The organism is Sphingobium psychrophilum (assembly GCF_012927105.1).
GTDB lineage: Bacteria > Pseudomonadota > Alphaproteobacteria > Sphingomonadales > Sphingomonadaceae > Sphingobium > Sphingobium psychrophilum.
Map to the genome: position 1 here is coordinate 86,911 of NZ_JABBFV010000014.1, position 23,971 is coordinate 110,881.

The window sequence follows — 23,971 nt, forward strand, 5'->3', positions numbered from 1 at the left end:
AAATATGGGGCGGTTCAGCCCGTGCGCCGCCCGAAACCGCCGCCGCCAAAGCTGGCGGTGCCGAATGCGGCCTGGGCACGCGGCTGGAAAGCGACCGGCGTGCGCCTGGCGGCGCGCGCCATTTCAAGCCGCTCGTACAGCGGGCCGTCGCTCAGTTCATAGGGGAAACGGATGCCCATTCGGTCCTCTTCGGACCAGCGGACCGTGCCGAAGACGATATAGCCGTCCAGATCGATCTGACATTGCGATCGCGCGGGCAGGGTGCAGCCCACCACCTGCGCGCCGCCTTCGCTCAGATCGACGATGGCGCCTTCCAGGCTGTCCAATACCGTCGTGATGACGATAGGAATGTCCACGGCAATGCGTTCGCGGCTGCGCTGTATCTGCATATCGCCTCCAAATTACGGCAATTATCCGCGCGCAAGGTTAATGAAATCTTAAATTGAGAACGATTCTTAACGTGGATTTGCCGCCAATAGCCGTTTTCTTTCGTCCTGTCCGGGTTTAGGGGGCATTGCATGACCATGTCCGACATCATCCGTGCCGCCGCGACCGCATCCAAGGCCTGGCCTTATGAAGAAGCCCGCAAGCTTCTGAAGCGCTACAAGCTTAATGAGAAAGAGGGCGCCGCGCCGGACAAGGGGCATATCCTGTTCGAAACCGGCTATGGCCCGTCGGGCCTGCCCCATATCGGCACTTTCAACGAAGTGTTGCGCACCACCATGGTCCGCAATGCCTTCCATTCGCTGTCGGATATTCCCACGCGACTGGTTGCGTTCAGCGACGATCTGGACGGTTTCCGCAAGGTGCCCGACAATGTGCCGAACCAGGCGATGTTGGCTGAATATCTGGGCAAGCCGCTGACGCAGGTGCCCGATCCGTTCGAGAAATATGAAAGCTTCGCGCATCATAATAATGCGACGTTGCGGGAATTTCTCGACAGTTTCGGCTTCGACTATGAATTTGTCTCCGCGACCGAGCAATATCAGGCCGGCGCATTCGACGACGCGCTGCGGCAGGTGCTGCGCCGTTATCAGGCGATCATGGACATCATGCTGCCGACGCTGCGCAAGGAACGCCAGGCAACCTATTCGCCGGTCCTCCCGATCAGCATGAAGAGCGGCATCGTGTTGCAGGTGCCGGTGGAGGTGATCGACGCCGAAGCCGGGATCGTCCGTTTCGTCGATGAAGGCGAAACGATCGAACAATCGATCCTGGGCGGGGCGGCCAAGTTGCAGTGGAAGGTCGACTGGGCGATGCGCTGGTACGCGCTGGGCGTCGATTATGAAATGGCAGGCAAGGATCTGATCGATTCGGTGACCCAGTCGTCCAAGATTTGTCGCGCGCTCGGCGGCCGTCCCCCTGAAGGCTTCAACTACGAGATGTTCCTCGACGAAAAGGGCGAGAAAATCTCCAAGTCCAAGGGCAATGGCCTGAGCCTGGAGCAATGGCTGACCTATGGTCCGCAGGAAAGCCTGGCCTTCTACGCCTATCGCGAGCCGAAAAAGGCCAAGCAACTGCACATGGGCGTCATCCCGCGTGCGGTGGACGAATATTGGCAGTTCCGCGGCAATTACGCCAAGCAGGCCGTCGAACAGCAGCTGGGCAACCCGGTACATCATATCCATGACGGCAAGCTGCCGCAGGGCGAATTGCCGGTGACCTTCGGCCTGCTGCTGAACTTGGTCGGCGTGATGGGCGATGCCAGCCGCGAACAGGTGTGGTCCTATCTGCAAAATTACGTGCCCGGCGCCAGCGCGGAAACCTATCCGGAACTGGACGCCCTGATCGGGCATGCGCTGGCCTATCATCGCGATTTCGTCGCGCCAACGCTCCAGCGCCGTGCGCCCGATGTCCATGAGGCCGCGGCGCTGCGCCGGCTGGATGCGGAACTGGCGGCGCTGCCGACAAGCGCAACGGCCGAAGACATCCAGAATATCGTCTATGCCATCGGCAAGGATGAGGCGTTCGGCTTCGCGGAACTGCGCGATTGGTTCAAGGCGCTCTACCAGACGCTGCTGGGCGCCGACCAGGGGCCGCGGATGGGCAGTTTCATCGCGCTATATGGCGTCGAGAATAGTCGCAAGCTGATCGCGCAGGCGCTCGCCGCCTGATCGCAAATCCTGTCAATGGCGCGGGAACATTGCGGTATCATGGGGCGTTCTGCGCATCGGTCCACCCCCCTTTCGGACTGGTGATGCGCCTTGCGCGCGTCATCGGCCGCGTGCGCCCGGAAACGAGCCGCGCGGCCAATTAGGGCGGTGAATGTAAAATGGCCCCGGACTCATCGTCCGGGGCCATTTTCTCTAGGTCTTGCCTGTTTTACCAGAAGAAGGCGCGATGGGCGGTTATGACGCGGCCGGTACGCACGTTGACCAGCAGCACGTCGTTATAGTGGCGGACCCAGCGCTGGTTCACGCCCGGGCGGGGCAGGCGATAGCGGTTGGTGTCAGCGATATAATAGCGCGAGTTGTAATAGGCCGGGCGGAGTTGCGCGCCGGCATTCCACTGGCTGTAGCGGAAGGGCGCGCGCCAGTTGCCGCCGCGATAGACGTCGCGGTGGTTGCGGCGATAGTCGCGCCAGTCTTCGCGCGTTTCCTGGCGGGCCTGGCGAACGTCCTGACGTTGTTCGCGCACGTCGCGGCGGTCGCCATAGCGCTGGGCCTGGCGCAGGTCGCGCTTTTCCTCGCGCAGGTTGCGTTCGCTGCGGCGGGCTTCGCCGTAAGATTGGGCCGACGCGACGCTGGGTGCGACGGTGGCGGCCAGCAGGCCCAGGATGATGAGTTTACGCATAGAAATTCTCCCATATGCTGTGGCGGTTGAACCTGTCCGGCAGGATCGGGTTCCCTCGCCTAGGAAAGGGTTATGCGGCCGCGCGGCTGAACGGCGCGAGAATGAAGCTGTCAGTTTTCAGTCATTTATGTCGCAAAGTGTAACCGAAGAAGACAGGGGTCAGCCCCATGGATGTTCGCGAAACCATTTGGTGACGACATATTTGGTGCCACGTTCCACCGGCCGGGCGGCGTGCAGGCTGAAGCGGTTGGGTGCCCCGTCGCGGTCCATATTGTTCCAGATCAGGATCATCCCCTCGACCGGCGGCACCATGAATTCGCATTGCGGGAAATGGGTTTCGCCGCCTGCCTCCACCGGCGACAGATAGATCATCGCGGTCCATGTCCGCTGCCCGCCGCTGGTGCGCATCTGCGGCCAATAGCTGGCGGTGACCGGGAAATAGTCGCAATGGACCTTATATTCCTGCCCCGGCGCATAGCGTTGCCCCTGGAGCGTTTCGCCATGGCGGGCGGGCAGGCCGGTCAGCGCGCAGATGCGATCGCTCACCGCCAGCACCAGCTGATCCCAGGGATCGAGGTTGCAGCTATGGCTGGTGCGATAGTCGGCGTTGGCGCTGCCCGAAAACAGGGTGGAAGGCTTGGCGTCGGCGTCGATCATCGCGCGCAGGCCCGCACATTCATCCGCGTTCAGGAAATCTTGGCGACCATAGATTTCGAGATGCGGGGCATCGATGCGATGCACCATCGGGTTGCGACCCAACCGCTTGCGCACATCCTCGCCGATCCCGGCGCGTAGCAGCGACGCGATGCCGCCATCATCATGTTCGTCGGTCATGGCCCCGTCCTGCCACAGGGTAGCCCTAGATGAAAAGACCCCGGCGCGTTTCCGCACCGGGGTCAGTTGTCCTGAAGGCCGCTTCAGGGAGGGAGTTCGCCTGATCTCAACGTGGCTGCCGCCGCCGCATCACCAGAAGAAGTTGTGGATCACGTCGACGACATAGCCGTCGCGAATGTCGACCAGCATCGCGTCGTCATAATAGCGGACCCAGCGCAGCGTGCCGTAGGCCGGCGGCAGGCGGTAGCTATAGGGATCGTCCAACCAGTAGCTGTTGGAATAGAGCAAGCTGCTAAGGACGATGCCGACGGAAAAGCGGCGATAGCCATAGTCCCAACCGCGCGGGGCGTAATAACGGCCCATGCGGTAACGGTCGCCATAACGGTTGCGATAGCTGTTCCAGTCATAGCGCCGGTCCTGACGCCAGCCATTGTCCCAGCGCCGCTGGTTGCTCCAACGGGTGCGGTCGTCATAGCGGCGGCCGTTATTCCAGTTCGCGCCATTCTGGCCTCGATTGTCGGTCCAGCGGCGATCGTCGCGCCTGTCGTCCCCGCGATCATCGCGCCTGTCATCGCGGCGATCGTTGCGCCAGTCCTGGCGATCGTCCCGACGATCGTTGCGTCCATCCTGCCGCGCGTCGCGGCGGTCATTGCGCCAGTTTTGCTGGTTTTCGCGCTGGTCATTGCGGCGATCCTGCCCATTCTGCTGGCGATCGTCGCGACGATCTTGCCGCGCTTCGCGCTGCGCCGGAATGCCGGGGCGGTTCTGGTCGCCGCGCCATTGCGGATTGGCGCGCTGTTCAGGCCGCTGTTCAACCCGGCGCTCGGGGCGCACTTCCTGTCGCGGCGGTGCGATCTGCTGCACCGGCCGTTCGGCCGTGCGCTGCTGCGAGCGTTGCGCCTGGTCGGCGCCTCGCGGCTGGTTCATGCGGTTACCGCGCGACACGGCAGCGCCGCCTTCGACGCTACCGGCGCGTTCACCACCGCGATTGCCGCGCTGGTCCTGGTTGCTCTGGGCATAGGCCGGGGCGACACCGCTCAGCAGCGTTGCGGCCATCAGACCCGCCAGCATCATCTTCCTCACCATCGTCGTGACTTTCTTTGGCCGGGGGCACTTCGCTCCCTCATAAATCCTCTCTAGGACAGGCGCGATGTCGTGATGCTGAACCCATCAGACAGCGATTTGAAAGAATCCGCTATCAAGCATGGACAGGCGATGTTTAGGCGAGCAGTGTCCGTTAATACGTGTTGCATAGACGACGAACCCCCGAAACCCGCTGAAAAGCTGATCCAGATCAGTGCGCAGTCATGGTGCTGCCTATAGGACTGTCGAGTGAAGAGAACCTCCGACGCTGGCAAAACCCGCCAGGCCCTGCGCGACGCGACAATGGAAGCTCATCATGTGGTGGACGCGATCTATGCCGGCTTTTCGCTCGATTCGGCTCTCGATTATCGTGCTTTCCTGACGGCGCACGCCAAGGCGCTGGGCGGCCTGGAAGCCGTGGCGCGGCCCGATGCGCCGCGGTTGCCGCTGCTGGCGCAGGATCTTGCCGCGCTCGACCTGCCCCTACCCGATCCCTTGCCATTGGCGGCCAGCACCGGCGACGGCTTCCATTGGGGGCTGCGCTATGCGTTGGAAGGATCGCGGCTGGGCGGCGCTATGTTGTCGCGCCAGGTCGCGCCCGGCCTGCCCAAGGCCTATCTGTCGGCCGCGCATGGCAAGGGCGAATGGATGGCCTTCCAGCAGGCGCTTGATAGCGCCGCCATGGAAGGCGGCGAAGGCTGGCTGGACGACGCCGTGCAGGGCGCGCAGGCCGCCTTCGCCCTGTTTGCGCAGGCCGGCTGCCCGACGGGTCAGGCGGTTGGCCATGGTTGACCGTGAAGTCCCCGAACCCCGTTTCGCGGTCGACCTTAACAATTGCGATCGGGAACCGATCCATGTGCTCGGGACTGTCCAGCCCTTCGGCTTCCTGATCGCGCTGACCGCTGACTGGCTGGTGTCGCGTGTGTCGGCCAACAGCGCGCAATTTATCGGCCTGTCGCCCGACGACATGTTGGGCAAGCCGATCCACACCCTGCTCGATGCCGAAGCGATCCATGCGCTGCGCAATCGCATCACCTTGTTGCGCGGCCCCGATTCGGTCGAACGCCTGTTTTCGATTCCCTTGATAGCGGGCGGTCCGACCTTCGACGTGGCGGTGCATTTCTCCGGCTCGCTCGTGGTCGTCGAGGCGGAACCGGCGGCGCATGACGAGATGGAGGCGAGCAGCACCGTCCGTTCGATGGTCGCCCGGCTGGCGCAGGCCGACAGCATGACCGCCTTCCTGCGCGATGGCGCGCGGCAGGTGCGGGCGCTGACCGGTTTCGACCGGGTGATGGTCTATCGCTTTGCCGATGGCGGTGATGGCGAGGTGGTCGCCGAGGCATTAAAGCCTGGCATCGACAGTTTTTTTGGCCTGCATTATCCCGCCTCCGATATTCCCGCGCAGGCGCGTGCGCTGTATATGCGCAATATCTTCCGCGTCATTGCCGACGTGAAGGCGCCGCCGGTCCCCATCGTGCCGCAACTCGACCCGACCGGCGCGGCGCTCGACATGTCGCTATGCCTGACCCGCGCGGTGTCGCCGATCCATATCGAATATCTCGGCAATATGGGGGTGGGCGCATCGCTTTCCATCTCCATCATCGTGGAAGGTCGGCTGTGGGGGCTGTTCGCCTGCCACCATTATGCGCCGCGCCTGCCGACCTTTGCGCAGCGCAGCGCGGCCGAATTGTTCGGCCAGATCTTTTCGATGATGCTGGAAAGCCGCGAGCGCGGCGAAACCGCCACCTATGAAGGCAAGGCGCGGCAGGTGGCCGACCGGCTGATGTCGGCGGTGGCGCAGGATCACGACCTGCTGTCAAATGCCCGCTGGCTGGGCGACATCATGTTCGACACCATCCCCGCCGATGGCGTGGGCGTCTATATCGACGGGCAGATGACCTTTTCGGGCCTTGCTCCCGATGAATCCGCCTTCGTCGCGATCGTGTCGATGATGAACCGTGTTGCCGCCAGCCAGGTCTATACGACCGACAATCTGTCATCGGTCTTGCCGGAGGCCGCCGCCTATGCCGATCGCGTGTCGGGCCTGCTGGCGATCCCACTTTCGCGCCGTCCGCGCGACTATGTCGTGTTGTTCCGGGCTGAACAGTTGCGATCGGTGCGCTGGGCAGGCAATCCTGAAAAGGCCATAGAATATGGCCCCAACGGACCGCGCCTGACGCCGCGCAAGAGTTTCGAACAATGGTCGCAACTGGTGAAGGGCACGGCGGTTGCCTTCGCCCCGGCCGAACTGCGCGTTGCCGAAGCGCTGCGCACCGCGCTGCTGGAGGTAATCCTGCGCCTGTCCGATTCGGCCGATGCCGAACGGCAACGGGCGCACGAGAAGCAGGAATTGCTGATCGCCGAACTCAACCACCGCGTCCGCAACATATTGTCGCTGATCCGGGGCCTGTTGTCGCAGACGCGCGGCAGCGCGCGATCGGTCGACGAATTTATCGGCACGTTGGAAAGCCGCGTCCATGCCCTCGCCCGCGCGCATGACCAGATCACGGCCGATCGCTGGAGCCCGGCGCGCCTCTATGACCTGATCGAGGTCGAATCGGGCGCTTATCTGGGCGAACGCAGCGACCGGGTCCGGCTGTCCGGCCCCAATGTGCTGCTGACGCCCGGTTGTTTCACCGTGCTGGCGCTGGTGATCCACGAAATGCTGACCAATGCCGCCAAATATGGCGCGCTGTCGGACAATGGGTCGGTGACGATCGATTGGCGGGTGGACGAGGATGGCAGCCTGTTGATCGATTGGACCGAAAGCGGCGGCCCGGCGGTGGTCGCGCCGACGCGGCGTGGCTTTGGATCGACGGTGATCGAACGGTCGATACCCTATGATCTGGGTGGCCATGCCGAGATCAACTATCGACTCGCGGGGATAGAGGCGCATTTCTGCATTCCGTCCGTCCATGTCGTGTCGGTGCTGCCCGATGTGGTGGGGGGTGATCGTGCGAAGCTGGTCGCGGCGGTTGAGCCCGGCCTGCTCAAGGGGCGCACCGTCCTGCTAGTCGAGGATAATATGATCATCGCCATGGATGGCGAAGACGCGCTGCGCGACCTGGGCGCGGAGGTGATGACCGCCGCCAGCGTGGGGCGTGCGCGCGAAGCGATCGCGATCCAGCCGGTCGATCTGGCGGTGCTAGACTTCAACCTGGGTCATGAAACCAGCCTGCCTATCGCGGACATGCTGGCAGAGCGTAGCATCCCTTTCATCTTTGCGACCGGCTATGGCGACGGGCTGGAACTGCCGGCGCGGTTCAAAGGGGTGACGCTGCTCAAAAAGCCCTATTCCGGCGCGACGCTGGCGCAGGCGCTGACGCCGGTCGTCGACGCGGCGGGTTGAAGGGCGACAGCGAAACGGACAGTTTCCGCATCGTCGATTGCGGCGTGGCCGGCACTTGCCGATCTATGGGCCATGTCTACACAGCCCACCCTTTTCATCCCCCATGGCGGCGGTCCCTGTTTCTTCATGGACCCGGCCGATCCCGACCATGCGCATAGCGACCCGATGTGGCAGCCGATGCAGGATTATCTCGCCGGAGTTATTGCCACGCTGCCCGAACGGCCGCGCGCGATCCTGCTGGTGTCGGGCCATTGGGAGGAGGACGCCTTTACTGTCCATGTCGGTGAACGGCCGCCGCTGCTGTTCGACTATTATGGCTTTCCGCCGCACACCTACACACTGCGCTGGGACGCGCCGGGTGCGCCCGATCTGGCACGCCGCGCCGCCAGCCTCCTGGCGGATGCGGGCTTCGCCACGGCAGAGGAAACGGCGCGCGGCTGGGACCATGGCGTCTTCGTACCGATGAAGGTCGCGCTGCCTGATGCAGACATTCCCGTCGCCCAGCTGTCGCTGCGCCATGATCTCGATCCGGCCGCCCATATCGCGGCCGGGCGTGCGCTTGCTCCGCTGCGCGACGAAGGCGTGCTGATCGTCGGATCGGGCATGAGCTTCCACAATCTGCGCGTGCGCGGGCCGCAGGCGATCGGGCCGTCGACAGCCTGGGACTATGCCCTGACCGCCGCGGTGACCGATCCCGATCCGCAGAGCCGCGCGGCCCGCGTCGCCGCCTGGGAGGCCTTGCCGCAGGCCCGTTTCGCTCATCCGCGCGAGGAGCATCTTTTGCCGTTGATGGTGGCGCTGGGCGCGGGCGGCGACGATGCCGCCACCTGTGACCATCGCAGTTCGGTCCTGGGCTGGTCGGTGTCGGGTTACCGCTTCGGCTGAGCCGTCGGCCGGCCCAGCGCCGGGACGGTGCGCGCCGCATCCTCCGGGGTGATGCCCGGCGGGGGCGCGGCCGCCACCTGATCCTCCCCGCGCATGATCCGGCCGGCCCGCTTGATCGCGCCGCGCAGCCGGGGGTAGATGCCGCAGCGGCAGATATTGGTGATCGCGCCGTCAATCTCCTCGTCGGACGGATCGTTGGTCCGCCGCAATAGCACCGACGCGGCCATGATCATGCCGGGGATGCAGTAACCGCATTGCGACACATTGTCGGCCGCGAACGCCTGTTGCAGCGGATGGCCGCGATCGGGCGACAGCGCCTCTATCGTCGTGACGAAGCGGCCTTCGGTCTTGCCGATCGTCACCTGGCAGGATCGCACTGCCTCCCCATCGATATCCACGGTGCACGCGCCGCAATCGCCGGTGCCGCACCCATATTTGGTGCCAGTCAGGTTCGACGCATCGCGCAGCGCCCACAGCAGCGGCGTTTCCGGGTCCATCCGATATTGCACCGGCCGGTCGTTGACGGTGAAGCGGGTCATGGCAGCGCGTCGATCGCCGCATCCGCCTCTTCCGCGTCGGCCTTATGATAGAGGACTTCGTTGCGGATGTGGATGATCTGCGACGCCAGCCGGATTTCCTGAATGAAGGTGGCGAACCCGCCGGCTTGTAACAGCATCGCCAGGCTGAAGAGGACGGCGATCGGCGTGCCCAGATGCGCGTCGAACAGATTGCCCGCGAAGAGCAAAATGACGACCAGGCAGACCGCGCAGGCGGACGCGACCGACAGGAAGATGGCGCTGTTGACGACGCTCATCCGCCGGTCGAGCACGCGGATTTCGGAGACCATCCGGTCATGTTCCTTGCCGCGCGAGGACAGGATCGCCGCCTCCACCGAGCGTGCCCGGTCGATGATGCGGGCGAGACGGCTGACGCAGACGTTCAGGAACGCGCCGATGCCCGCCAGCAGGAAGACCGGCGCGAGCGCCAGTTGGATGGTCTGCGCGACCTGGCTGACCTGGGGCAGGGGGATCATCGGGCGGCACCTCTCACGACGCAGCTATCCTTCATCGTAGAAGACGGGGCAAGAGCATGGCGGAAGGCGATGGTGCCAAGATCAGTGCCTTGTCTAGACGAAGCGTGTGTTCCCGCGCAGGCGGGAACCCAGTCCTGCCGTCTGAACTGGGTTCCCGCCTTCGCGGGAACACGCCGCATCCTGCAATCAGGCCACGCCCTTGGAGGAGGGCGCATTGACGCCCATCGACTTGAGATATTGCTTGATGTTGCGCGCCGCCTGCCGCAGCCGCTGTTCATTCTCGACCATGGCGATGCGCACGAAGCCTTCGCCATCCTCGCCATAGCCAACGCCTGGTGCGACCGCGACCTTGGCATGGGTCAGGAGCTGCTTGGAAAATTCCAGCGACCCCATCTCCTTCAACGCGGGGGGTAAGGGTGCCCAGCAGAACATCGACGCGCGCGCCGGTGGAATGTCCCAGCCGGCGCGGCCAAAGCTTTCGACCAGCACGTCGCGGCGCTTGTGATAGAGCAGGCGGTTCTTCTCGACGATGTCCTGCGGCCCGTTGAGCGCGGCGCAGGCCGCCGCCTGGATCGGCGTGAACGCGCCGTAGTCGAGATAGGATTTCACCCGCGTCATCGCCGCGATCAGTTTCTTGTTGCCGACCGCAAAGCCCATGCGCCAACCAGCCATGCTGTAGGTCTTGGACAGCGAGGTAAATTCGATCGCGATATCCTTGGCACCTGGCACTTGCAGGATGGAGGGCGTCGGATTGCCGTCATAATATAATTCGGAATAGGCGAGATCGGAGAGCACCCAGACCTTGTTTTCCTTCGCCCAGGCGACCAGCCGTTCGTAGAAGGCAAGGTCGACCGTTTCGGCCGTCGGGTTGGACGGATAGTTGACCACCAGGATCGACGGGCGGGGCACGGTGAAGGCCATGGCACGGTCCAGCGCGCGAAAATAATTTTCGTCCGCGGTCGTCGGCACGGACCGGATCGTGGCGCCCGCCAGGATGAAGCCGAACATGTGGATAGGGTAGCTGGGATTGGGGGCCAGCACGACATCGCCCGGCGCGGTGATCGCGGTGGCCAGGCTGGCCAGCCCTTCCTTCGACCCCATGGTCACAACGACTTCGGTTTCCGGGTCGACGTCGACGCCGAAGCGGCGGCCATAATAATTGGCCTGCGCCTTGCGAAGGCCGGGAATGCCCTTCGACTGGGAATAGCCATGGGCGTCGGGCTTTTGCGCCACCTCGATGAGCTTCGCGATGACGTGCGGCGGCGGGGGCAAATCGGGATTGCCCATGCCCAGGTCGATAATATCCTCTCCCGCCGCACGGGCGGCCGCTCGCATCGCATTGACTTCTGCAATGACGTAGGGCGGCAGGCGTTTCATGCGGTAGAATTCTTCGGACATTATTGGGGCTTTCCTGAAAGCTCTCTGTAGGGGATAGTGCGCGACGTGCCGCTGGCATGTCACAATCTGGCTATAACTCGCCGGATTGCGACGCGCCAGCGAAAGCCGCGTGAAGCGACGATACCAGGAGAAGCAAGGTGGCCATGGATAAAGCCGACGTCATGGAGCCACACCTGCCGACATTGCAACAGATGCAGCAGTGGACCGATGTGATCGGCCGCGCCCAGCAGTTGATGCTGGAACAGGCGGCGGGCGCCACCGGCCGCGTGCTGCCGTTCGACCCGGAAATGGTGGCGCGCATCCAGACCGGCTTTGCCGACGAAGGGCTGGCACTGTGGCAGCGCTTCCTCGATTCGGGCGGACTGCTGCGCGATCAGCCGGACCCGGCACCGGCGGAAAGTCCGGCGGCGCGCAAGGACCGGCGCTTTGCCGACCCGGCGTGGACGCAGCATCCCTTTTACGACCTGATCCGGCAAAGCTATCTGTTGACCTCGGATTATATGCTCCGCTTGGCTGACGCAGTCGATGGCATCGATCCCAAGGCCAAGGCCAAGCTGCGTTTCGCCACCAGCGGGATGCTGGACGCACTCTCGCCCGCCAATTTCCCGCTCACCAACCCGACCGTCGTGCAGAAGACGATCGAGAGCGGCGGCGAGAACCTGGTCAAGGGCCTCAAGCACATGTTGGCCGACATGGAGAAGGGGCAGCTGAGCCACACCGACGGCACGCAGTTCGAACTGGGGCGCAACATCGCCGCGACGCCGGGCAAGGTCATTCATGAAACGCCGCTCTATCAATTGATCCATTATGCGCCATCGACGGCGCAGGTGCTGGAAACCCCGCTCATCATCTTCCCGCCCTGGATCAACCGTTTCTACATTCTCGACCTGTCGCCGGAAAAGAGCTTCGTCAAATGGGCGGTGGACCAGGGGATCAGCGTGTTCCTCGTGTCGTGGAAGTCGGCCGATGCCTCGATGAAGGATCTGGTCTGGGACGATTATATCCTCAAGGGCCAGGTCGATGCGATCGATACGGTCCGCGACCTGCTGAAGGTGAAGAGCGTCCACACCATCGGCTATTGCGTTGCGGGCACGACGCTGGCCGCGACGCTGGCGCTGCTCGCGGCGCGGGGGCAGGCGGATAAGGTGGCGAGCGCGACCTTCTTCACCGCGCAGGTGGATTTCAGCCAGGCCGGCGACCTGACCCTGTTTATCGATGACGAGCAGATGAAGCTGGTGGACCAGCTGTCGGCCGGGGGCTTCATGGACGGGCGCTATATGGCCGTCACCTTCAACCTGCTGCGCGGGCGCGACCTGATCTGGAACTATGTGGTCAACAATTATCTGCTGGGGCAGGATTATCCGCCCTTCGACCTGCTCTATTGGAATGGCGACACGACCAACCTGCCGGCGCGCTGGCACAAGGATTATCTGACCCGGCTGTATCGCGACAATCTGCTTGTCGTGCCCGGCGCGATCAGCGTGGACGGGACGCCGATCGACCTCAAGGCGATCCAGACCCCCGCCTATGTGCAGGCCGGGCGGGAGGACCATATCGCCCCGCTGGAAAGCGTATGGAAGCTGACGGAAAATCTGTCCGGCCCGGTGCGGTTCCTGCTGGCCGGGTCGGGCCATATCGCTGGGGTCATCAATCCGCCCGCCGCGAACAAATATCAATATTGGGTGGCGGACGAGGCGCAGCCGACGCTGGCAGATTTCCTGGCGATGGCGAAGGAAACCAAGGGCAGCTGGTGGCCCGACTGGCGCGCCTGGATCGAGCAGGGCGATTCGCGCATGGTGCCCGCAAAGGGCGCCCGGCAACCGGGCAAGGGCCGCCTTAAGGCGATCGAGGATGCGCCCGGACGCTACGTAAAGGGGCGCTAAGGGCGCGCAACAGAGAGTTTATCCGGGCTTTTCGGCCAGTGGTGCCGAAAAGCCGTCCAGCCGCCCATTTCAATTTTGTTGCAGTGCACAATAACTCTTGCAAGATGTCTCCGACGCACTTATTGTGCACTGCAACAAACGGAGGATGGTCATGGCTGTTACACCAAAGGCCCCGAAGAGCGGCCCGCGCGCCAAGCCCGCTTCGTCGACCCTGTCGGCGAGCGAGGCGCTGAAGGCGGCGGAAGCGGCGATCGGCGGCCCGGCGGCAAAGAAGCCCGCGCCCAGGAAAGCCGTTTCGGCGGCGGTGAAGCCGATCGATACCAATCCGCAGAAGGAGCCGGTGCCGACGCCTGCTCCCACGCCGACACCGACACCCGCTCCGACACCTTCGTCAACGGCCGAGCCTGCCGAGATCCCGACCGAAAAGGTCGATCCGATTGCAGTCGCCGCCGCCACGACCGCGGTGGACGCCGCGCCCGAACCCGAAATTACAGAGAGCCTGACCAAGGCCGAAACCATTGCGACCCAGCCGCTGCCCGCAGAAGGAACCAAGACCATGAACGACGTCATCGAAACCGGTAAGAAGTTCGCCGAAGACACCAAGGCCAAGTTCGAAACGGCCTATGCCGACATGAACGAGAAGGCCAAGGCCGGCGTCGAGAAGTCGACCAAGGCGATCGAAGAACTGAGCGACATCGCCAAGGGCAATGTCGAAGCGCTGGTGGAATCCGGCAAGATCGCTGCCAAGGCCATGGAAACCATGGGTCAGGAAGCCGTCGATTACAGCCGCAAGAATTTCGAAAAGGCGACCGCGTCGTTCAAGACCTTCTCGACCGTCAAGACGCCGACAGAATTCTTTCAGCTGCAAAGCCAGATGTTTTCGAGCAGCTTCGACGAGTTCACGAAGGAAGCCGCCAAGAGCAGCGAAGCGATGATGAAGCTAGCCGGTGACATCGCCCAGCCGCTGACCGCTCGCGTGACGCTGGTGACCGACAAGGTGAAGTCGCTGGCCGCCTGATCGGCCACGCTTTTCCTATCATAGCAAAGGGGCGTCGCTTCCATCAGGGAAGCGGCGCCCCTTTGCGTTAACGCTGAAATATCGTCCCACCCGGCCGGATGGCCTCTTCGGCCCCTTGCCATGCGGCGGCAAATCGCCATATCCTTGGGCATCATGAACAGCCTTACCACATCCCATGCAGGCCCCGTTGCGATGGCCGGCCAGCATCCGGACGATCAGGGCGAGGGTCCGGGCGGTCCCAGCGTCGGCATCGCCACCCGGACGCGCACCCGCACCAAAAAGCCTTCGCTCTACAAGGTGCTGATGCTCAACGACGACTATACCCCGATGGAATTCGTCGTCCATGTGCTGCAAAGCTTCTTCCGCATGGACATGGAAGAAGCAACGCGGGTGATGCTGCATGTCCACCAGCGCGGCGTCGGCGTATGCGGCATTTTCAGCTATGAAGTCGCCGAGACGAAGGTGAATCAGGTGATGGATTTCGCCCGGCAGAACCAGCATCCGTTGCAATGCACGCTGGAAAAAGCCTGACCAGGGCCGAGCGTTAACCGGTCGTTGATCCGTGTAGCACTTATATTTCAGTAAATTACGTCGTTGAAATACAAGGTTTTTTTAGATCTTCCCGGCATGATGGTCCCTGCTGAAACGAAGTGGGGACTTCCATCATGACCAGTATCAACAGCTACACTATGACTATGCCGCCATCGCCCCGCGCGATGATGGATCGCAAGATCGATGCCGCGATCGAGACAGGATCGCTGTCGGCGGTCGATGGCGATGCGTTGGACACGGCGCTCAATTCGATCGATACCGCGCTCTCCGCTTCGGCGACCGAAAGCAGCGCGCGGCTCGATCCGTCGGCGATGAAGGACCGGATCGACTCGCTGATCGAGGATCAGGTGTCGGCGGGGACGCTGACCGAGGATCAGGCGGCGGCTCTGCAAAGCTTCTTTGCCCAGGGACCCGGCGGCGCGACCGCGACGGCCGACGCCAGCAGCGAGGAGAGCATGAGCATCGAGGGCATGGGCGGCGTCGGCGGCCCCGGCCCGATGCGCGGTCCGCCGCCTGGCCCGCCGCCGTCGGAATCGACCGAGGAGAGCAGCGACAGCAGCACGACCAGCACTGATGCGACCAGCGCGACCGAGCAGCGGGATTCGATCATCGCCTTCCTTGAAAATCTGCGCAGCAGCCTGTCGCAGTCGCTGTACGGCAGCGCGGCGAGCAGCACCGACAGCACGAACAGTGGGCTGTTGATCGACAGCCTGGCCTGAACCATCCTTCTCCTCCTTCGCCTGGGGACTGGCGAAGACCCGGCGGCGGCGCGGCATCGCCCGTCGTCGCCGGGCATGGTTTTCGCGGTTCCCTCGCGCGCCTGCCCATCCTACACCGGCAGGCGTGAGCGCGACGCCAAGAGCCGACATATACGACCTGGCCGTCATTGGCGGCGGGGTGAATGGCTGCGGCATCGCCCGCGACGCCGCTGGGCGCGGCGCGCATGTGCTGCTGTTGGAACAGGGCGACCTTGCCAGCGGCACGTCGTCGGCATCCACCAAGCTGATCCATGGCGGCCTGCGCTATCTGGAGCATTATGAATTCGCCCTGGTGCGCGAATCGCTGGCTGAGCGCGAACGGCTATGGGCCATTGCGCCGCACATCATTCATCCGATGCTTTTCGTCCTGCCTTGGACCAGAGGGCTGCGACCGCGCTGGATGCTGCGGCTGGGCCTGTTTCTCTACGATCATATCGGCGGCCGTCGCGCGTTGCCCGCGACGCAGGCGATCGACCTGCGTCGCCATCCGGCGGGCGAGGCGTTGAAAGCCGGATTCGGGCCGGGCTATTGCTATTCGGACGCATGGGTCGATGACGCCCGGTTGGTGGTGCTGAACGCGCGCGATGCCGCCGATCGGGGCGCGGACGTGCGCACCCGGACGGCCGTCGTTCGCCTGACGCGCGCCGATGGCCATTGGCGGATCATGACGCAGTCGGCGCGCGGCGAAGAGGCTGTCTACGCCCGCGCCGTGGTGAACGCCACCGGGCCGGCCGTGCTCGATCTGCTCGACCGCGCCGACCGGCCGACCGACCGGCATATGCGGCTGGTGCGTGGATCACATATCGTCGTGCCGCGCCTGTTCGACCATGGCTTCGCCTATTTCTTTCAACTCTCCGACGGCCGCATCTTCTTCGCCATCCCTTACGAACGCGACTTCACGCTGATCGGTACGACGGATCGCGATCATAACGGCGGGCTGGACCATGTGGTCGCGAGTGCCGAGGAGATCGCCTATCTGTGCGAGGGCGCGAATCGCTATTTCGCGCGATCGATCACGCCGGCCGATGTCGTCTGGTCCTATGCCGGGGTGCGGCCACTGGTCGACGACGGATCGGCGAGGCCCGAAGCGGCGACGCGGGGCTATCGCCTGGAACTGGACGGGGAAGATGGTGCGCCGGCGTTGCTGAGCGTCTTTGGCGGCAAGATCACCACCTATCGCCATCTGGCGGCCGAGGCGGTGGATCTGCTCAAGCCGTATCTGCCAGCTTTGCAGGGAGACGACTGGACCGCCGGTGCGCCCCTACCCGGTGGCGACTTTTCGATGACCGGCCTCGCCGCCCTGACGGCCGATCTGGGGCGTGACTATCCCTTTCTGGCGCCGACCGCGGTCGACCGGATCGCACGCGCCTATGGGACGCAGGCGCGGGTCTGGTTGGGGGAGGCCCACAATGCATCGGCGCTGGGGCTGGACTTCGGCCATGGCCTGACCGAAGCGGAGGCGGTGCATATGATGACACGTGAATGGGCGCAGACCAGTCAGGACATGCTCTGGCGGCGCAGCAAGCTGGGGCTGCGGCTGGACCAGGGGCAGGTCGATCGGCTGGAGCGCTGGCTGGAAGAGAGGCTATGAGCGAGCGTCTGTTGCTGGTGCTGGACGCGGGCACGACATCGACCCGCGCGATGCTCTATGCCCCTGACGGCGCGCGGATCGCGACCGCGCAGGCGGACCTCACCCAATATTATCCGCAGCCCGGCTGGGTCGAACATGACGCGGCGGAAATCTGGACTCGCACGCTGCAATGCGCGCGGCAGATGGTGGACCGGGCTGGCGGAGCCGACCGCATCGCCGCGATCGGCATCGCGAACCAGCGCGAAACGGTGGTCGCCTGGAACCGGCGGACGAGCAATCCGATCGGCCGGGCGATCGTGTGGCAAGACAGGCGCACGGCGGACCAATGCGCGGCCTTGCGCGCAGCCGGTCATGAGCCGCTGGTCCAGCAGCGCACCGGCCTCGTCCTCGATCCATATTTCTCCGCGACCAAGATGCGTTGGATGATCGACAATAGCCCCGACGTGGCGGCGGCCGGGGATGCATTGGCTTTCGGCACGGTGGAAAGCTGGCTGGTGTGGAAGCTGACCGGCGGGCTGCACATCAGCGATGCCGGCAATGCCAGCCGGACGCAGTTGATGGCGCTGGACGGGGCGGGATGGCACGTGGAGTTGTGCGCCCTGTTCGGCGTCCCGCAGGCGGCCTTGCCAGAGATCGTGGACAATGCAGGCGATTTCGGCGCGACATTGCCCGATTGGCTCGGCGCGCCGATCCGGGTCTGCGGGCTGGCGGGCGATCAGCAGGCGGCGACCATCGGGCAGGGATGCCTGGCGCCGGGTGTTGTCAAAGCGACGCTTGGTACCGGCGCCTTCGTGCTGGCCCCGGTGGGGGAAGCGGTGCCGGCGTCCGCCAATCGGCTGCTCGGCACGATATTGTATCAGATGGATGGGCGGCGACACTATGCGCTGGAGGGATCGATCTTCGTCGCAGGCAGCCTGATCCAGTGGCTGCGCGACCGGATCGGCCTGATCGCGGCCGCCGCCGATACCGATGCGATCGCCCGTTCCGTGCCCGACAATGGCGGCGTCTTCCTGCTGCCCGCTCTGTCCGGCCTGGGCGCGCCGCACTGGCGGCCGGAGGCGACCGGCATGATCGTCGGGCTGACCCATGGCACCGGCCGGGCGCATATCGTCCGGGCCGCGCTCGAATCGATGGCGCATCAGGTGCATGACCTCGCCGCCGCCTTCGCCGCCGATGGCGCGCCTTGGCGGTCGCTGCGGATCGATGGCGGGATGAGCGCCAATGACTGGATCGCGCAGGACATGGCCGACATGCTGGACCTGGCCGTCGAACGGCCGTGCGATGTGGAGACGACGGCGCGCGGCGCGGCCATGCTGGCCGGGGTCGGCGTCGGCCTGTTCCCCTCGCTGGAGGCGGCGGTCGGCATGGCGGCGGCGCGGGTACGATTCGCGCCCGCTCTCGCCGCGCCGGTACGGGCGCTAAGGCTTGCGGGGTGGCGCGCGCTGCTGGCGCAGGCGGCGCAGGGGGCCGCTACGGATTAGCGGCTATTTTCCTCCATGGCGGCACGGCCATCGTGAGCAAATATTAACGATGAACGCCTAGCATCGCCACCAACATGACGCATACCGCCCTTCGCCAACCTTCCTTATGGATCGCACCGGTCGTGACCGGCTGCGTCTATTTCGTGGTGTCGTCGCTGGCCCTGATGCTGTCCCGATTCGAGGGCGGATTGGCGTTCATCTGGTGCGCCAACGCTTTCCTGATGGCGCAGCTGCTGACGTCGCCCACCGCCCGTTGGCCCCGCGCGATCATCGCCTGCGGCGTCGCCAGCGCGGCCGCGACCGCATGGGTGGGCATGGGCCCTGCGGCCGCCTTGCCCATGGCGGCGATCAATATCGCCGAATCGCTGATCGTGGCGGTCATGTGTCGCTGGTTCGTCATCGACCGGCTGCTGATCGGCGCCATCCGCCCGCTGATCGTGTTCGTCGTCGCCTTGTGCGGCGTGGCCAATATCGTCGCTGGCCTCGCCGCGGCGCTGGTGGCATCGACCCTTACCCCGGTGCTCTTCTGGCCGTCTTTCGTGCAATGGTATACCGGCCATGTCCTGGGTGGGCTGACCTGCGCGCCGATCCTGATCATGGCGTTTCAGGGCGAATTCCGGCGGTGGATGGATGAGGCATCGACACGCGCCAAGCTCGAAGCGGTGCTGTTGATCGGCCTGTTCGCGCTGACGACCGTCCATGTGTTCTTCTGGGCGCGCTATCCCTTGTTGTTCGCGCCGCTCCTGCCGCTGGTGCTGATCGCTTTTCGCGTCGGCCATATGGGATCGGCGGCGGCGGTCATCCTGCTGGCGGCGATCGGCGGCACCGCCACCATGGCGGGTATCGGTCCGCTGACCTGGGTTGAGGGTTCGACCGGCGATCGCATCCAGTTTTTCCAATTCTATCTCGCGCTCAGCTTCCTGCTGTGCATGCCCGTCGCGGTGGAGCTGGCGGCGCGCAAGCGGCTGTTCCAGATGTTGCAGCAGAGCGAGGCCCGCTATCGCGCCATGGCCGAATATAGCGGCGACGTGGTGCTCAACATCAGCATCGATGGCGTCATCCAATATGCATCGCTTTCCGCCGCCGAGCAGATCGGCTGCGCGCCCGAATTGCTGTTGGGACAGGCCGCCGCGAATCTGGTCGATCCGCAGGATCGGGCCGTGGTGATCGCGACCCATCGGCGCGCGCTGGAGCAGCCGGGCACGGCGCATAAGGTCGAATTCCGGCCACTGGTGACCGCCGACGGGCTGGAATGGTGCGAAATGGTGAGCCGCGCCATGATTGACGAGCGCGGCCTGCCAAGCGGCGTGGTGAGCATGATCCGCGACATGTCGCGGCACAAGGCGCGCCAACGCGCGCTGCAACAGGTCGCCGCGCGCGATTCGCTGACCGGGGCCGATAGCCGCCGGGCGTTTCTGGACAAGCTGGATCGCGAGATCGAACGTGCCGTCATCGGTGCCCGATCGTCGCTGCTGCTGATCGATATCGACCATTTCAAGTCGGTCAACGACCGCTATGGCCATGGCGCAGGCGACCGGGTGCTGAGCGCCTTTGTCGAACGGTTGCGCCCTGGTCTGCGCGCGGGCGACAGCATCGGCCGGTTGGGCGGCGAGGAATTCGCCATCCTGTTGCTCGACAGCGATATCGACCGGTCGAGCATGATGTGCGAACGGCTGCGCGCTATACTGGACGAGCCGATCGCCGTCGGCGCGTCGCTGGCGATCAGCGTGACATTCAGCGCCGGGCTGGTCGCGCTCGATGGCGCGTCCGACCGTTCGACGCTGCTGGAGGCGGCGGACAAGGCGCTTTACCGCGCCAAGCATAGCGGCCGCAATTGCCTGCGCCTGGCGGCCTGAAGCGCGGCGGGACGCTGCGGAAAAATCGCGATGTTATGTTGTAACTTACGGTCGCTTGGCCTATGTAATCGCGACCATGAAGTTGACCTTGCGCCATGCCCTGTTGAGCGGCCGGATCGATCGTATCGCGATCGCGCTGTCGGGACTGTGCGTCGCCCATTGCTTTGCGACGGCGGTGATATTGGGCCTGCTGGCATCGGCGGGGGGCATGTTCGACAGCCCCATATTCCATGAAGCCGGGCTGGTGCTGGCGATCCTGCTGGGCGCTGTGGCGCTGGGCCATGGCGCGCTGGTCCATGGCTATATGATGCCCGCGGCGATCGGATCGCTGGGGCTGGGGGTGATGGCCGGAGCGCTCACCATGGACCATGGCCTGCAGGAAGGCGTCTACACGTTGATCGGCGTCGGCATACTAGCGCTGGGCCATGACCTCAACCATCGCGCCGGCCGCTAGAATCGGCTGCAACTTACGACGCTAGGGGGCCGAGTGGCTCCCTTGTCCGTTCAGCGATTTTTATTGTCGATCCGATGTTCGCCCTTCACCCAACGCACCGTGCCGGTGCTGGCGCGCATCACCACGCTCTCGGTGGTCAGCTTGCCGCCGGGCAGGCGCTTGACCCCGTCCAACAGCGATCCGTCGGTCACGCCGGTCGCGGCGAAGATGCAGTCGCCCTTCGCCAGTTCATTGAGGTCATAGATTTTGTCGAGATCGGTGATGCCCCATTTGCGGGCGCGCCCCTTCTCATCCTCGTTGCGGAACAGCAGCTTGCCCTTGAACTGGCCGCCGACGCAGCGCAGCGCGGCGCAGGCCAGCACGCCTTCGGGCGCGCCGCCCGACCCCATATAGATATCGATCGTGGTTTCCGGGTCGGTGGTGGCGATCACGCCTGCGACGTCGCCGTCGGGGATCAGCATGATGCCGCAACCGATCGCGCGCAACTCGCCGATCAGTTTTTCGTGGCGGGGGCGGTCGAGCACACAGACGATGATTTCGTGCGGATCGACGCCCTTGGCGCGGGCGACCGATTCGACATTCTCCCGTGCGGAACGCTTCAGGTCGATCGTGCCGTCGGGATAGCCGGGGCCGATCGCCAGCTTTTCCATATAGACGTCGGGCGCGTTCAGCAGGCCGCCTTCTTCCGAAATGGCCAGCACGGCCAGCGCGTTGGGGCCAGCCTTGGCGGTGATGGTGGTGCCTTCCAACGGATCAAGCGCGATGTCGATCCGCGGCCCGGTGCCGATCGCATTGCCCACCTTCTCGCCGATATAAAGCATCGGCGCTTCGTCCCGCTCGCCTTCGCCGATGACGACGGTGCCGTCCATGTAAAGGTCGTTGAAGGCAAGGCGCATCGCCTCCACGGCGGCGGCGTCGGCCGCTTTCTCGTCGCCGCGGCCGATCAGCTTCGATGCGGCGATCGCCGCCGCTTCGGTGACGCGGACCATTTCGAGCACCAGGACGCGATCCAGGGTAGAACTGGCCAGAGTCGAACTTGCCTGCACCATCATCTTCCCCTGCCTATTTTTATCGATCGATCCGATAGGCGCCTGGCCCGTTCTTGTCGAGGCAGGACGGCTGGCGGCATGGCCCATTTCGCAACGATCAGCCGCGACATGATGCGGCCATGATTGGCTGCTTTTCTGGCATCATGACGCGGTACTTTCTTCTCGCCCCGCTGGCGATGGCATCGTCCGCCCACGCGCAGGCGGTGGGCGACGATGCACTTATGGCCGCCTACCGCGCCAAGACGCAGGTCGTCCGGCCATGCGACCGCAGCGGCGACGCGATCGTGGTGTGTGGCACGCAGGCGCAGCGTAATGCACGTGAGCGGCTGCCCCTGCCCCGCGCCAGCGATGAAGCGGCCGCCCCGTTGCGGGGAGAAGCGCCGCGGGCGTCGGCCGTCGCCGTGCGGCAGGGCAGTTGTGGCGTGGTCGGGGGACAGGGCACCGGCTGCACCGGGGGCTTGCCGGTGTTCCAGGCGATAGGGGTGCTGGCGAAGGGCGTGCGGGCGATCGTCGATCCCGATGCCGACCTGTCGCCACCGCCGCCCGAACGCATCCAGGGTGCCGGGCAGCATTAGGCCATCAATCGAGAATATGCATGACGATCGGCGTGTCGAGCAGGCTGTCGGACCCGGCCAGCCGCTCCAGAGTCTCGCGCACGCAGCGTTCTTCGCCGGCATGGGTGACGATGGCGACCAGCACGCCGTCGGCCTGGTTGGCCCCGCGCTGGATCATGCTTTCGATCGATACGCCCGCGTCGCGGGTGGCGGCGGCGATTTCGGCCAGCACGCCGGGGCGATCCTGTACCTTGAAGCGCAGATAGCTGCGGCCGATGCGTGCGCCGGCATCGGCGGTGTTTTGCGGCGTCAGGGCGGCGACTGGCATGGCGAAGGCGTCGCCATATTCGTCACGGGCGACGTCGATCAGGTCGGCCACGACGGCGGAAGCGGTCGGGCCGTCGCCCGCGCCCCGGCCCTGGAAGAAGAGGCGGCCGACGAAATTGCCCTCCGCCACCACAGCGTTCAGCGATCCATCGACATGGGCCAGCGGATGATCGAGCGGCACCAGCATCGGGTGGACACGCTGGAACAGGCCATCTGCGCCGTTTTGCGCCATGCCGACCAGGCGGATGCGAAAGCCCAGTGCGGCGGCTTCGGCGATGTCGGCGGCGATGACGTGGCGGATGCCGGTGGTCGCGACCGCATCGAAATCCAGTTCGGTGCCGAAGGCTAGGCTGGCGAGGATGGTCAGTTTGTGCGCGGCGTCGACGCCGTCGATGTCGAAGCTGGGATCGGCCTCCGCATAGCCCAGATCCTGGGCTTCCTTCAGCACCTCGTCGAAGCCCCGGCCTTCCTTCTCCATCGTGGTCAGGATGTAATTGCAGGTGCCGTTGAGGATGCCATAGACACGGCTGATCTCGTTGGCGGCGGCGCCTTCGCGCATCCCCTTTATGACCGGGATGCCGCCTGCGACTGCGGCTTCATATTTCAGCGCGGTGCCGCCCGTTTCTGCGAGCCGGGCGAGGTCCAGGCCATGATGCGCCAGCATCGCCTTGTTGGCGGTGACAAAGGGCTTGCCCAATGTCAGGCACTGGCGCGCCAGGGTGAGGGCGGGGCCATCCGCGCCGCCGATCAGTTCGACCACGACATCGACATCGTCGCGCGTGGCGAGCGTCGTCATGTCGTCCACCCATTCATAGGGGGACAGATCGACGCCACGATCCTTGTTCCGATCGCGCGCGGAGATGGCGACGATCTGGATCGGGCAGCCGGCGCGGCGCGCAATCAGATCGCCATTGGTGTTGAGCAGCCGAATCACCCCGCCGCCCACCGTGCCGAGGCCGACAAGCGCGACGCGCAGCGGGGCATGGCGGTGCAGATTGGTCATGGCGGCGTATCTTCCTTGTGCAGCTGATGAACGCGGCGCTGATAGCCGCCCGCGCGAAACTGTCCAAGGA

The 23,971-nt window shown here is 64.6% G+C and carries 22 protein-coding genes; 13 read left to right on the forward strand and 9 right to left on the reverse strand.

Features of this window, described 5'->3' with window-relative positions:
- Positions 1-14 precede the first annotated feature (14 nt).
- Entirely contained in the window at positions 15-389 is a 375-nt protein-coding gene (locus HHL08_RS17485) for a PilZ domain-containing protein (RefSeq protein ID WP_169574344.1), read from the reverse strand.
- Between the two features lie 129 nt (positions 390-518).
- Between HHL08_RS17485 and HHL08_RS17490 the strand changes: the two genes are divergently transcribed.
- Positions 519-2,114, forward strand: a complete 1,596-nt coding sequence (locus tag HHL08_RS17490; protein ID WP_169574345.1) for a lysine--tRNA ligase — start codon at positions 519-521, stop codon at positions 2,112-2,114.
- 208 nt (positions 2,115-2,322) lie between these two features.
- Here the strand turns inward: HHL08_RS17490 and HHL08_RS17495 are convergent, their stop codons facing one another.
- From HHL08_RS17495 to HHL08_RS17505, 3 genes are all read right to left on the reverse strand, one after another.
- Positions 2,323-2,793 (reverse strand): RcnB family protein, encoded by a 471-nt coding sequence (locus HHL08_RS17495; protein ID WP_169574346.1) that lies wholly within the window; start codon positions 2,791-2,793, stop codon positions 2,323-2,325.
- A gap of 159 nt (positions 2,794-2,952) precedes the next feature.
- The gene (locus HHL08_RS17500) at positions 2,953-3,627 is read right to left on the reverse strand and encodes a prolyl hydroxylase family protein (RefSeq protein ID WP_169574347.1); all 675 of its coding nucleotides are present in this window, start codon (positions 3,625-3,627) and stop codon (positions 2,953-2,955) included.
- A gap of 129 nt (positions 3,628-3,756) precedes the next feature.
- Entirely contained in the window at positions 3,757-4,698 is a 942-nt protein-coding gene (locus tag HHL08_RS17505; RefSeq protein ID WP_169574374.1) for an RcnB family protein, read from the reverse strand.
- Positions 4,699-4,959: 261 nt separating this feature from the next.
- Here HHL08_RS17505 and HHL08_RS17510 point away from each other — a divergent pair, with 261 nt between their 5' ends.
- The 3 genes from HHL08_RS17510 (at position 4,960) to HHL08_RS17520 (ending at position 8,944) form a co-directional block, all read left to right on the forward strand.
- Complete coding sequence (locus HHL08_RS17510; protein ID WP_408021786.1) at positions 4,960-5,502, forward strand: heme oxygenase-like domain-containing protein; 543 nt, start codon at positions 4,960-4,962, stop codon at positions 5,500-5,502.
- Positions 5,495-8,059, forward strand: coding sequence for an HWE histidine kinase domain-containing protein (locus HHL08_RS17515; protein ID WP_169574348.1), 2,565 nt, complete (start codon positions 5,495-5,497; stop codon positions 8,057-8,059). The genes HHL08_RS17510 and HHL08_RS17515 overlap by 8 nt, the downstream gene beginning before the upstream one ends.
- Before the next feature lie 72 nt (positions 8,060-8,131).
- Entirely contained in the window at positions 8,132-8,944 is an 813-nt protein-coding gene (locus tag HHL08_RS17520; RefSeq protein ID WP_169574349.1) for a DODA-type extradiol aromatic ring-opening family dioxygenase, read from the forward strand.
- Here the strand turns inward: HHL08_RS17520 and HHL08_RS17525 are convergent.
- The 3 genes from HHL08_RS17525 to HHL08_RS17535 all read right to left on the reverse strand — a co-directional run bounded on the left by HHL08_RS17525 (position 8,929) and on the right by HHL08_RS17535 (position 11,375).
- Positions 8,929-9,483, reverse strand: coding sequence for a (2Fe-2S)-binding protein (locus HHL08_RS17525; protein ID WP_169574350.1), 555 nt, complete (start codon positions 9,481-9,483; stop codon positions 8,929-8,931). The genes HHL08_RS17520 and HHL08_RS17525 overlap by 16 nt on opposite strands.
- Complete coding sequence (locus HHL08_RS17530) at positions 9,480-9,977, reverse strand: DUF2721 domain-containing protein (RefSeq protein WP_169574351.1); 498 nt, start codon at positions 9,975-9,977, stop codon at positions 9,480-9,482. The genes HHL08_RS17525 and HHL08_RS17530 overlap by 4 nt, the downstream gene beginning before the upstream one ends.
- A 186-nt stretch (positions 9,978-10,163) precedes the next feature.
- Positions 10,164-11,375, reverse strand: coding sequence for an LL-diaminopimelate aminotransferase (locus HHL08_RS17535; RefSeq protein ID WP_169574352.1), 1,212 nt, complete (start codon positions 11,373-11,375; stop codon positions 10,164-10,166).
- A 143-nt stretch (positions 11,376-11,518) separates the two neighbouring features.
- Between HHL08_RS17535 and HHL08_RS17540 the strand changes: the two genes are divergently transcribed.
- The 8 genes from HHL08_RS17540 (at position 11,519) to HHL08_RS17575 (ending at position 20,968) form a co-directional block, all read left to right on the forward strand.
- A complete protein-coding gene (locus HHL08_RS17540) occupies positions 11,519-13,258 on the forward strand; it encodes a PHA/PHB synthase family protein (protein WP_169574376.1) in 1,740 nt (579 codons plus the stop codon).
- Positions 13,259-13,409: 151 nt separating this feature from the next.
- Positions 13,410-14,276 (forward strand): phasin family protein, encoded by an 867-nt coding sequence (locus HHL08_RS17545; protein WP_169574353.1) that lies wholly within the window; start codon positions 13,410-13,412, stop codon positions 14,274-14,276.
- Between the two features lie 153 nt (positions 14,277-14,429).
- Entirely contained in the window at positions 14,430-14,807 is a 378-nt protein-coding gene (gene clpS, locus HHL08_RS17550) for an ATP-dependent Clp protease adapter ClpS (protein ID WP_408021787.1), read from the forward strand.
- 134 nt (positions 14,808-14,941) lie between these two features.
- Complete coding sequence (locus tag HHL08_RS17555) at positions 14,942-15,547, forward strand: hypothetical protein (RefSeq protein ID WP_169574355.1); 606 nt, start codon at positions 14,942-14,944, stop codon at positions 15,545-15,547.
- A gap of 124 nt (positions 15,548-15,671) precedes the next feature.
- Entirely contained in the window at positions 15,672-17,177 is a 1,506-nt protein-coding gene (locus HHL08_RS17560) for a glycerol-3-phosphate dehydrogenase (protein WP_328804674.1), read from the forward strand.
- Positions 17,174-18,658, forward strand: coding sequence for a glycerol kinase (locus HHL08_RS17565; RefSeq protein WP_169574356.1), 1,485 nt, complete (start codon positions 17,174-17,176; stop codon positions 18,656-18,658). Before HHL08_RS17560 ends, HHL08_RS17565 begins: the two co-directional genes overlap by 4 nt.
- 74 nt (positions 18,659-18,732) lie before the next feature.
- A complete protein-coding gene (locus HHL08_RS17570) occupies positions 18,733-20,514 on the forward strand; it encodes a sensor domain-containing diguanylate cyclase (RefSeq protein WP_169574357.1) in 1,782 nt (593 codons plus the stop codon).
- A gap of 76 nt (positions 20,515-20,590) precedes the next feature.
- Positions 20,591-20,968, forward strand: a complete 378-nt coding sequence (locus tag HHL08_RS17575) for a MerC domain-containing protein (RefSeq protein ID WP_129925704.1) — start codon at positions 20,591-20,593, stop codon at positions 20,966-20,968.
- Positions 20,969-21,018: 50 nt separating this feature from the next.
- Here HHL08_RS17575 and glpX read toward each other — a convergent pair whose 3' ends face one another.
- A complete protein-coding gene (gene glpX, locus HHL08_RS17580) occupies positions 21,019-22,017 on the reverse strand; it encodes a class II fructose-bisphosphatase (RefSeq protein ID WP_169574378.1) in 999 nt (332 codons plus the stop codon).
- 143 nt (positions 22,018-22,160) lie between these two features.
- Between glpX and HHL08_RS17585 the strand changes: the two genes are divergently transcribed.
- Positions 22,161-22,592 carry a hypothetical protein gene (locus tag HHL08_RS17585; protein ID WP_169574358.1) on the forward strand — a complete coding sequence of 144 codons (432 nt, stop codon included), beginning with the start codon at positions 22,161-22,163 and terminating at the stop codon, positions 22,590-22,592.
- Between the two features lie 4 nt (positions 22,593-22,596).
- Here HHL08_RS17585 and HHL08_RS17590 read toward each other — a convergent pair whose 3' ends face one another.
- A complete protein-coding gene (locus tag HHL08_RS17590; RefSeq protein ID WP_169574359.1) occupies positions 22,597-23,901 on the reverse strand; it encodes a homoserine dehydrogenase in 1,305 nt (434 codons plus the stop codon).
- Between the last annotated feature and the right edge of the window lie 70 nt (positions 23,902-23,971).

Excerpts from the sequence above, each read along its gene's own strand:
- HHL08_RS17540 (WP_169574376.1), top strand. The coding sequence starts at position 11,519 with ATGGATAAAGCCGACGTCATGGAGCCACACCTGCCGACATTGCAACAG.
- HHL08_RS17570 (WP_169574357.1), top strand. The coding sequence starts at position 18,733 with ATGACGCATACCGCCCTTCGCCAACCTTCCTTATGGATCGCACCGGTC.
- HHL08_RS17525 (WP_169574350.1), bottom strand. The coding sequence starts at position 9,483 with ATGACCCGCTTCACCGTCAACGACCGGCCGGTGCAATATCGGATGGAC.
- glpX (WP_169574378.1), bottom strand. The coding sequence starts at position 22,017 with ATGGTGCAGGCAAGTTCGACTCTGGCCAGTTCTACCCTGGATCGCGTC.
- HHL08_RS17485 (WP_169574344.1), bottom strand. The coding sequence starts at position 389 with ATGCAGATACAGCGCAGCCGCGAACGCATTGCCGTGGACATTCCTATC.
- HHL08_RS17575 (WP_129925704.1), top strand. The coding sequence starts at position 20,591 with ATGAAGTTGACCTTGCGCCATGCCCTGTTGAGCGGCCGGATCGATCGT.
- HHL08_RS17545 (WP_169574353.1), top strand. The coding sequence starts at position 13,410 with ATGGCTGTTACACCAAAGGCCCCGAAGAGCGGCCCGCGCGCCAAGCCC.
- HHL08_RS17535 (WP_169574352.1), bottom strand. The coding sequence starts at position 11,375 with ATGTCCGAAGAATTCTACCGCATGAAACGCCTGCCGCCCTACGTCATT.
- HHL08_RS17530 (WP_169574351.1), bottom strand. The coding sequence starts at position 9,977 with ATGATCCCCCTGCCCCAGGTCAGCCAGGTCGCGCAGACCATCCAACTG.
- HHL08_RS17555 (WP_169574355.1), top strand. The coding sequence starts at position 14,942 with ATGACCAGTATCAACAGCTACACTATGACTATGCCGCCATCGCCCCGC.
- HHL08_RS17520 (WP_169574349.1), top strand. The coding sequence starts at position 8,132 with ATGTCTACACAGCCCACCCTTTTCATCCCCCATGGCGGCGGTCCCTGT.
- HHL08_RS17500 (WP_169574347.1), bottom strand. The coding sequence starts at position 3,627 with ATGACCGACGAACATGATGATGGCGGCATCGCGTCGCTGCTACGCGCC.
- HHL08_RS17515 (WP_169574348.1), top strand. The coding sequence starts at position 5,495 with ATGGTTGACCGTGAAGTCCCCGAACCCCGTTTCGCGGTCGACCTTAAC.
- HHL08_RS17585 (WP_169574358.1), top strand. The coding sequence starts at position 22,161 with ATGACGCGGTACTTTCTTCTCGCCCCGCTGGCGATGGCATCGTCCGCC.
- HHL08_RS17590 (WP_169574359.1), bottom strand. The coding sequence starts at position 23,901 with ATGACCAATCTGCACCGCCATGCCCCGCTGCGCGTCGCGCTTGTCGGC.
- HHL08_RS17495 (WP_169574346.1), bottom strand. The coding sequence starts at position 2,793 with ATGCGTAAACTCATCATCCTGGGCCTGCTGGCCGCCACCGTCGCACCC.
- HHL08_RS17505 (WP_169574374.1), bottom strand. The coding sequence starts at position 4,698 with ATGCTGGCGGGTCTGATGGCCGCAACGCTGCTGAGCGGTGTCGCCCCG.
- HHL08_RS17490 (WP_169574345.1), top strand. The coding sequence starts at position 519 with ATGACCATGTCCGACATCATCCGTGCCGCCGCGACCGCATCCAAGGCC.
- clpS (WP_408021787.1), top strand. The coding sequence starts at position 14,430 with ATGAACAGCCTTACCACATCCCATGCAGGCCCCGTTGCGATGGCCGGC.
- HHL08_RS17565 (WP_169574356.1), top strand. The coding sequence starts at position 17,174 with ATGAGCGAGCGTCTGTTGCTGGTGCTGGACGCGGGCACGACATCGACC.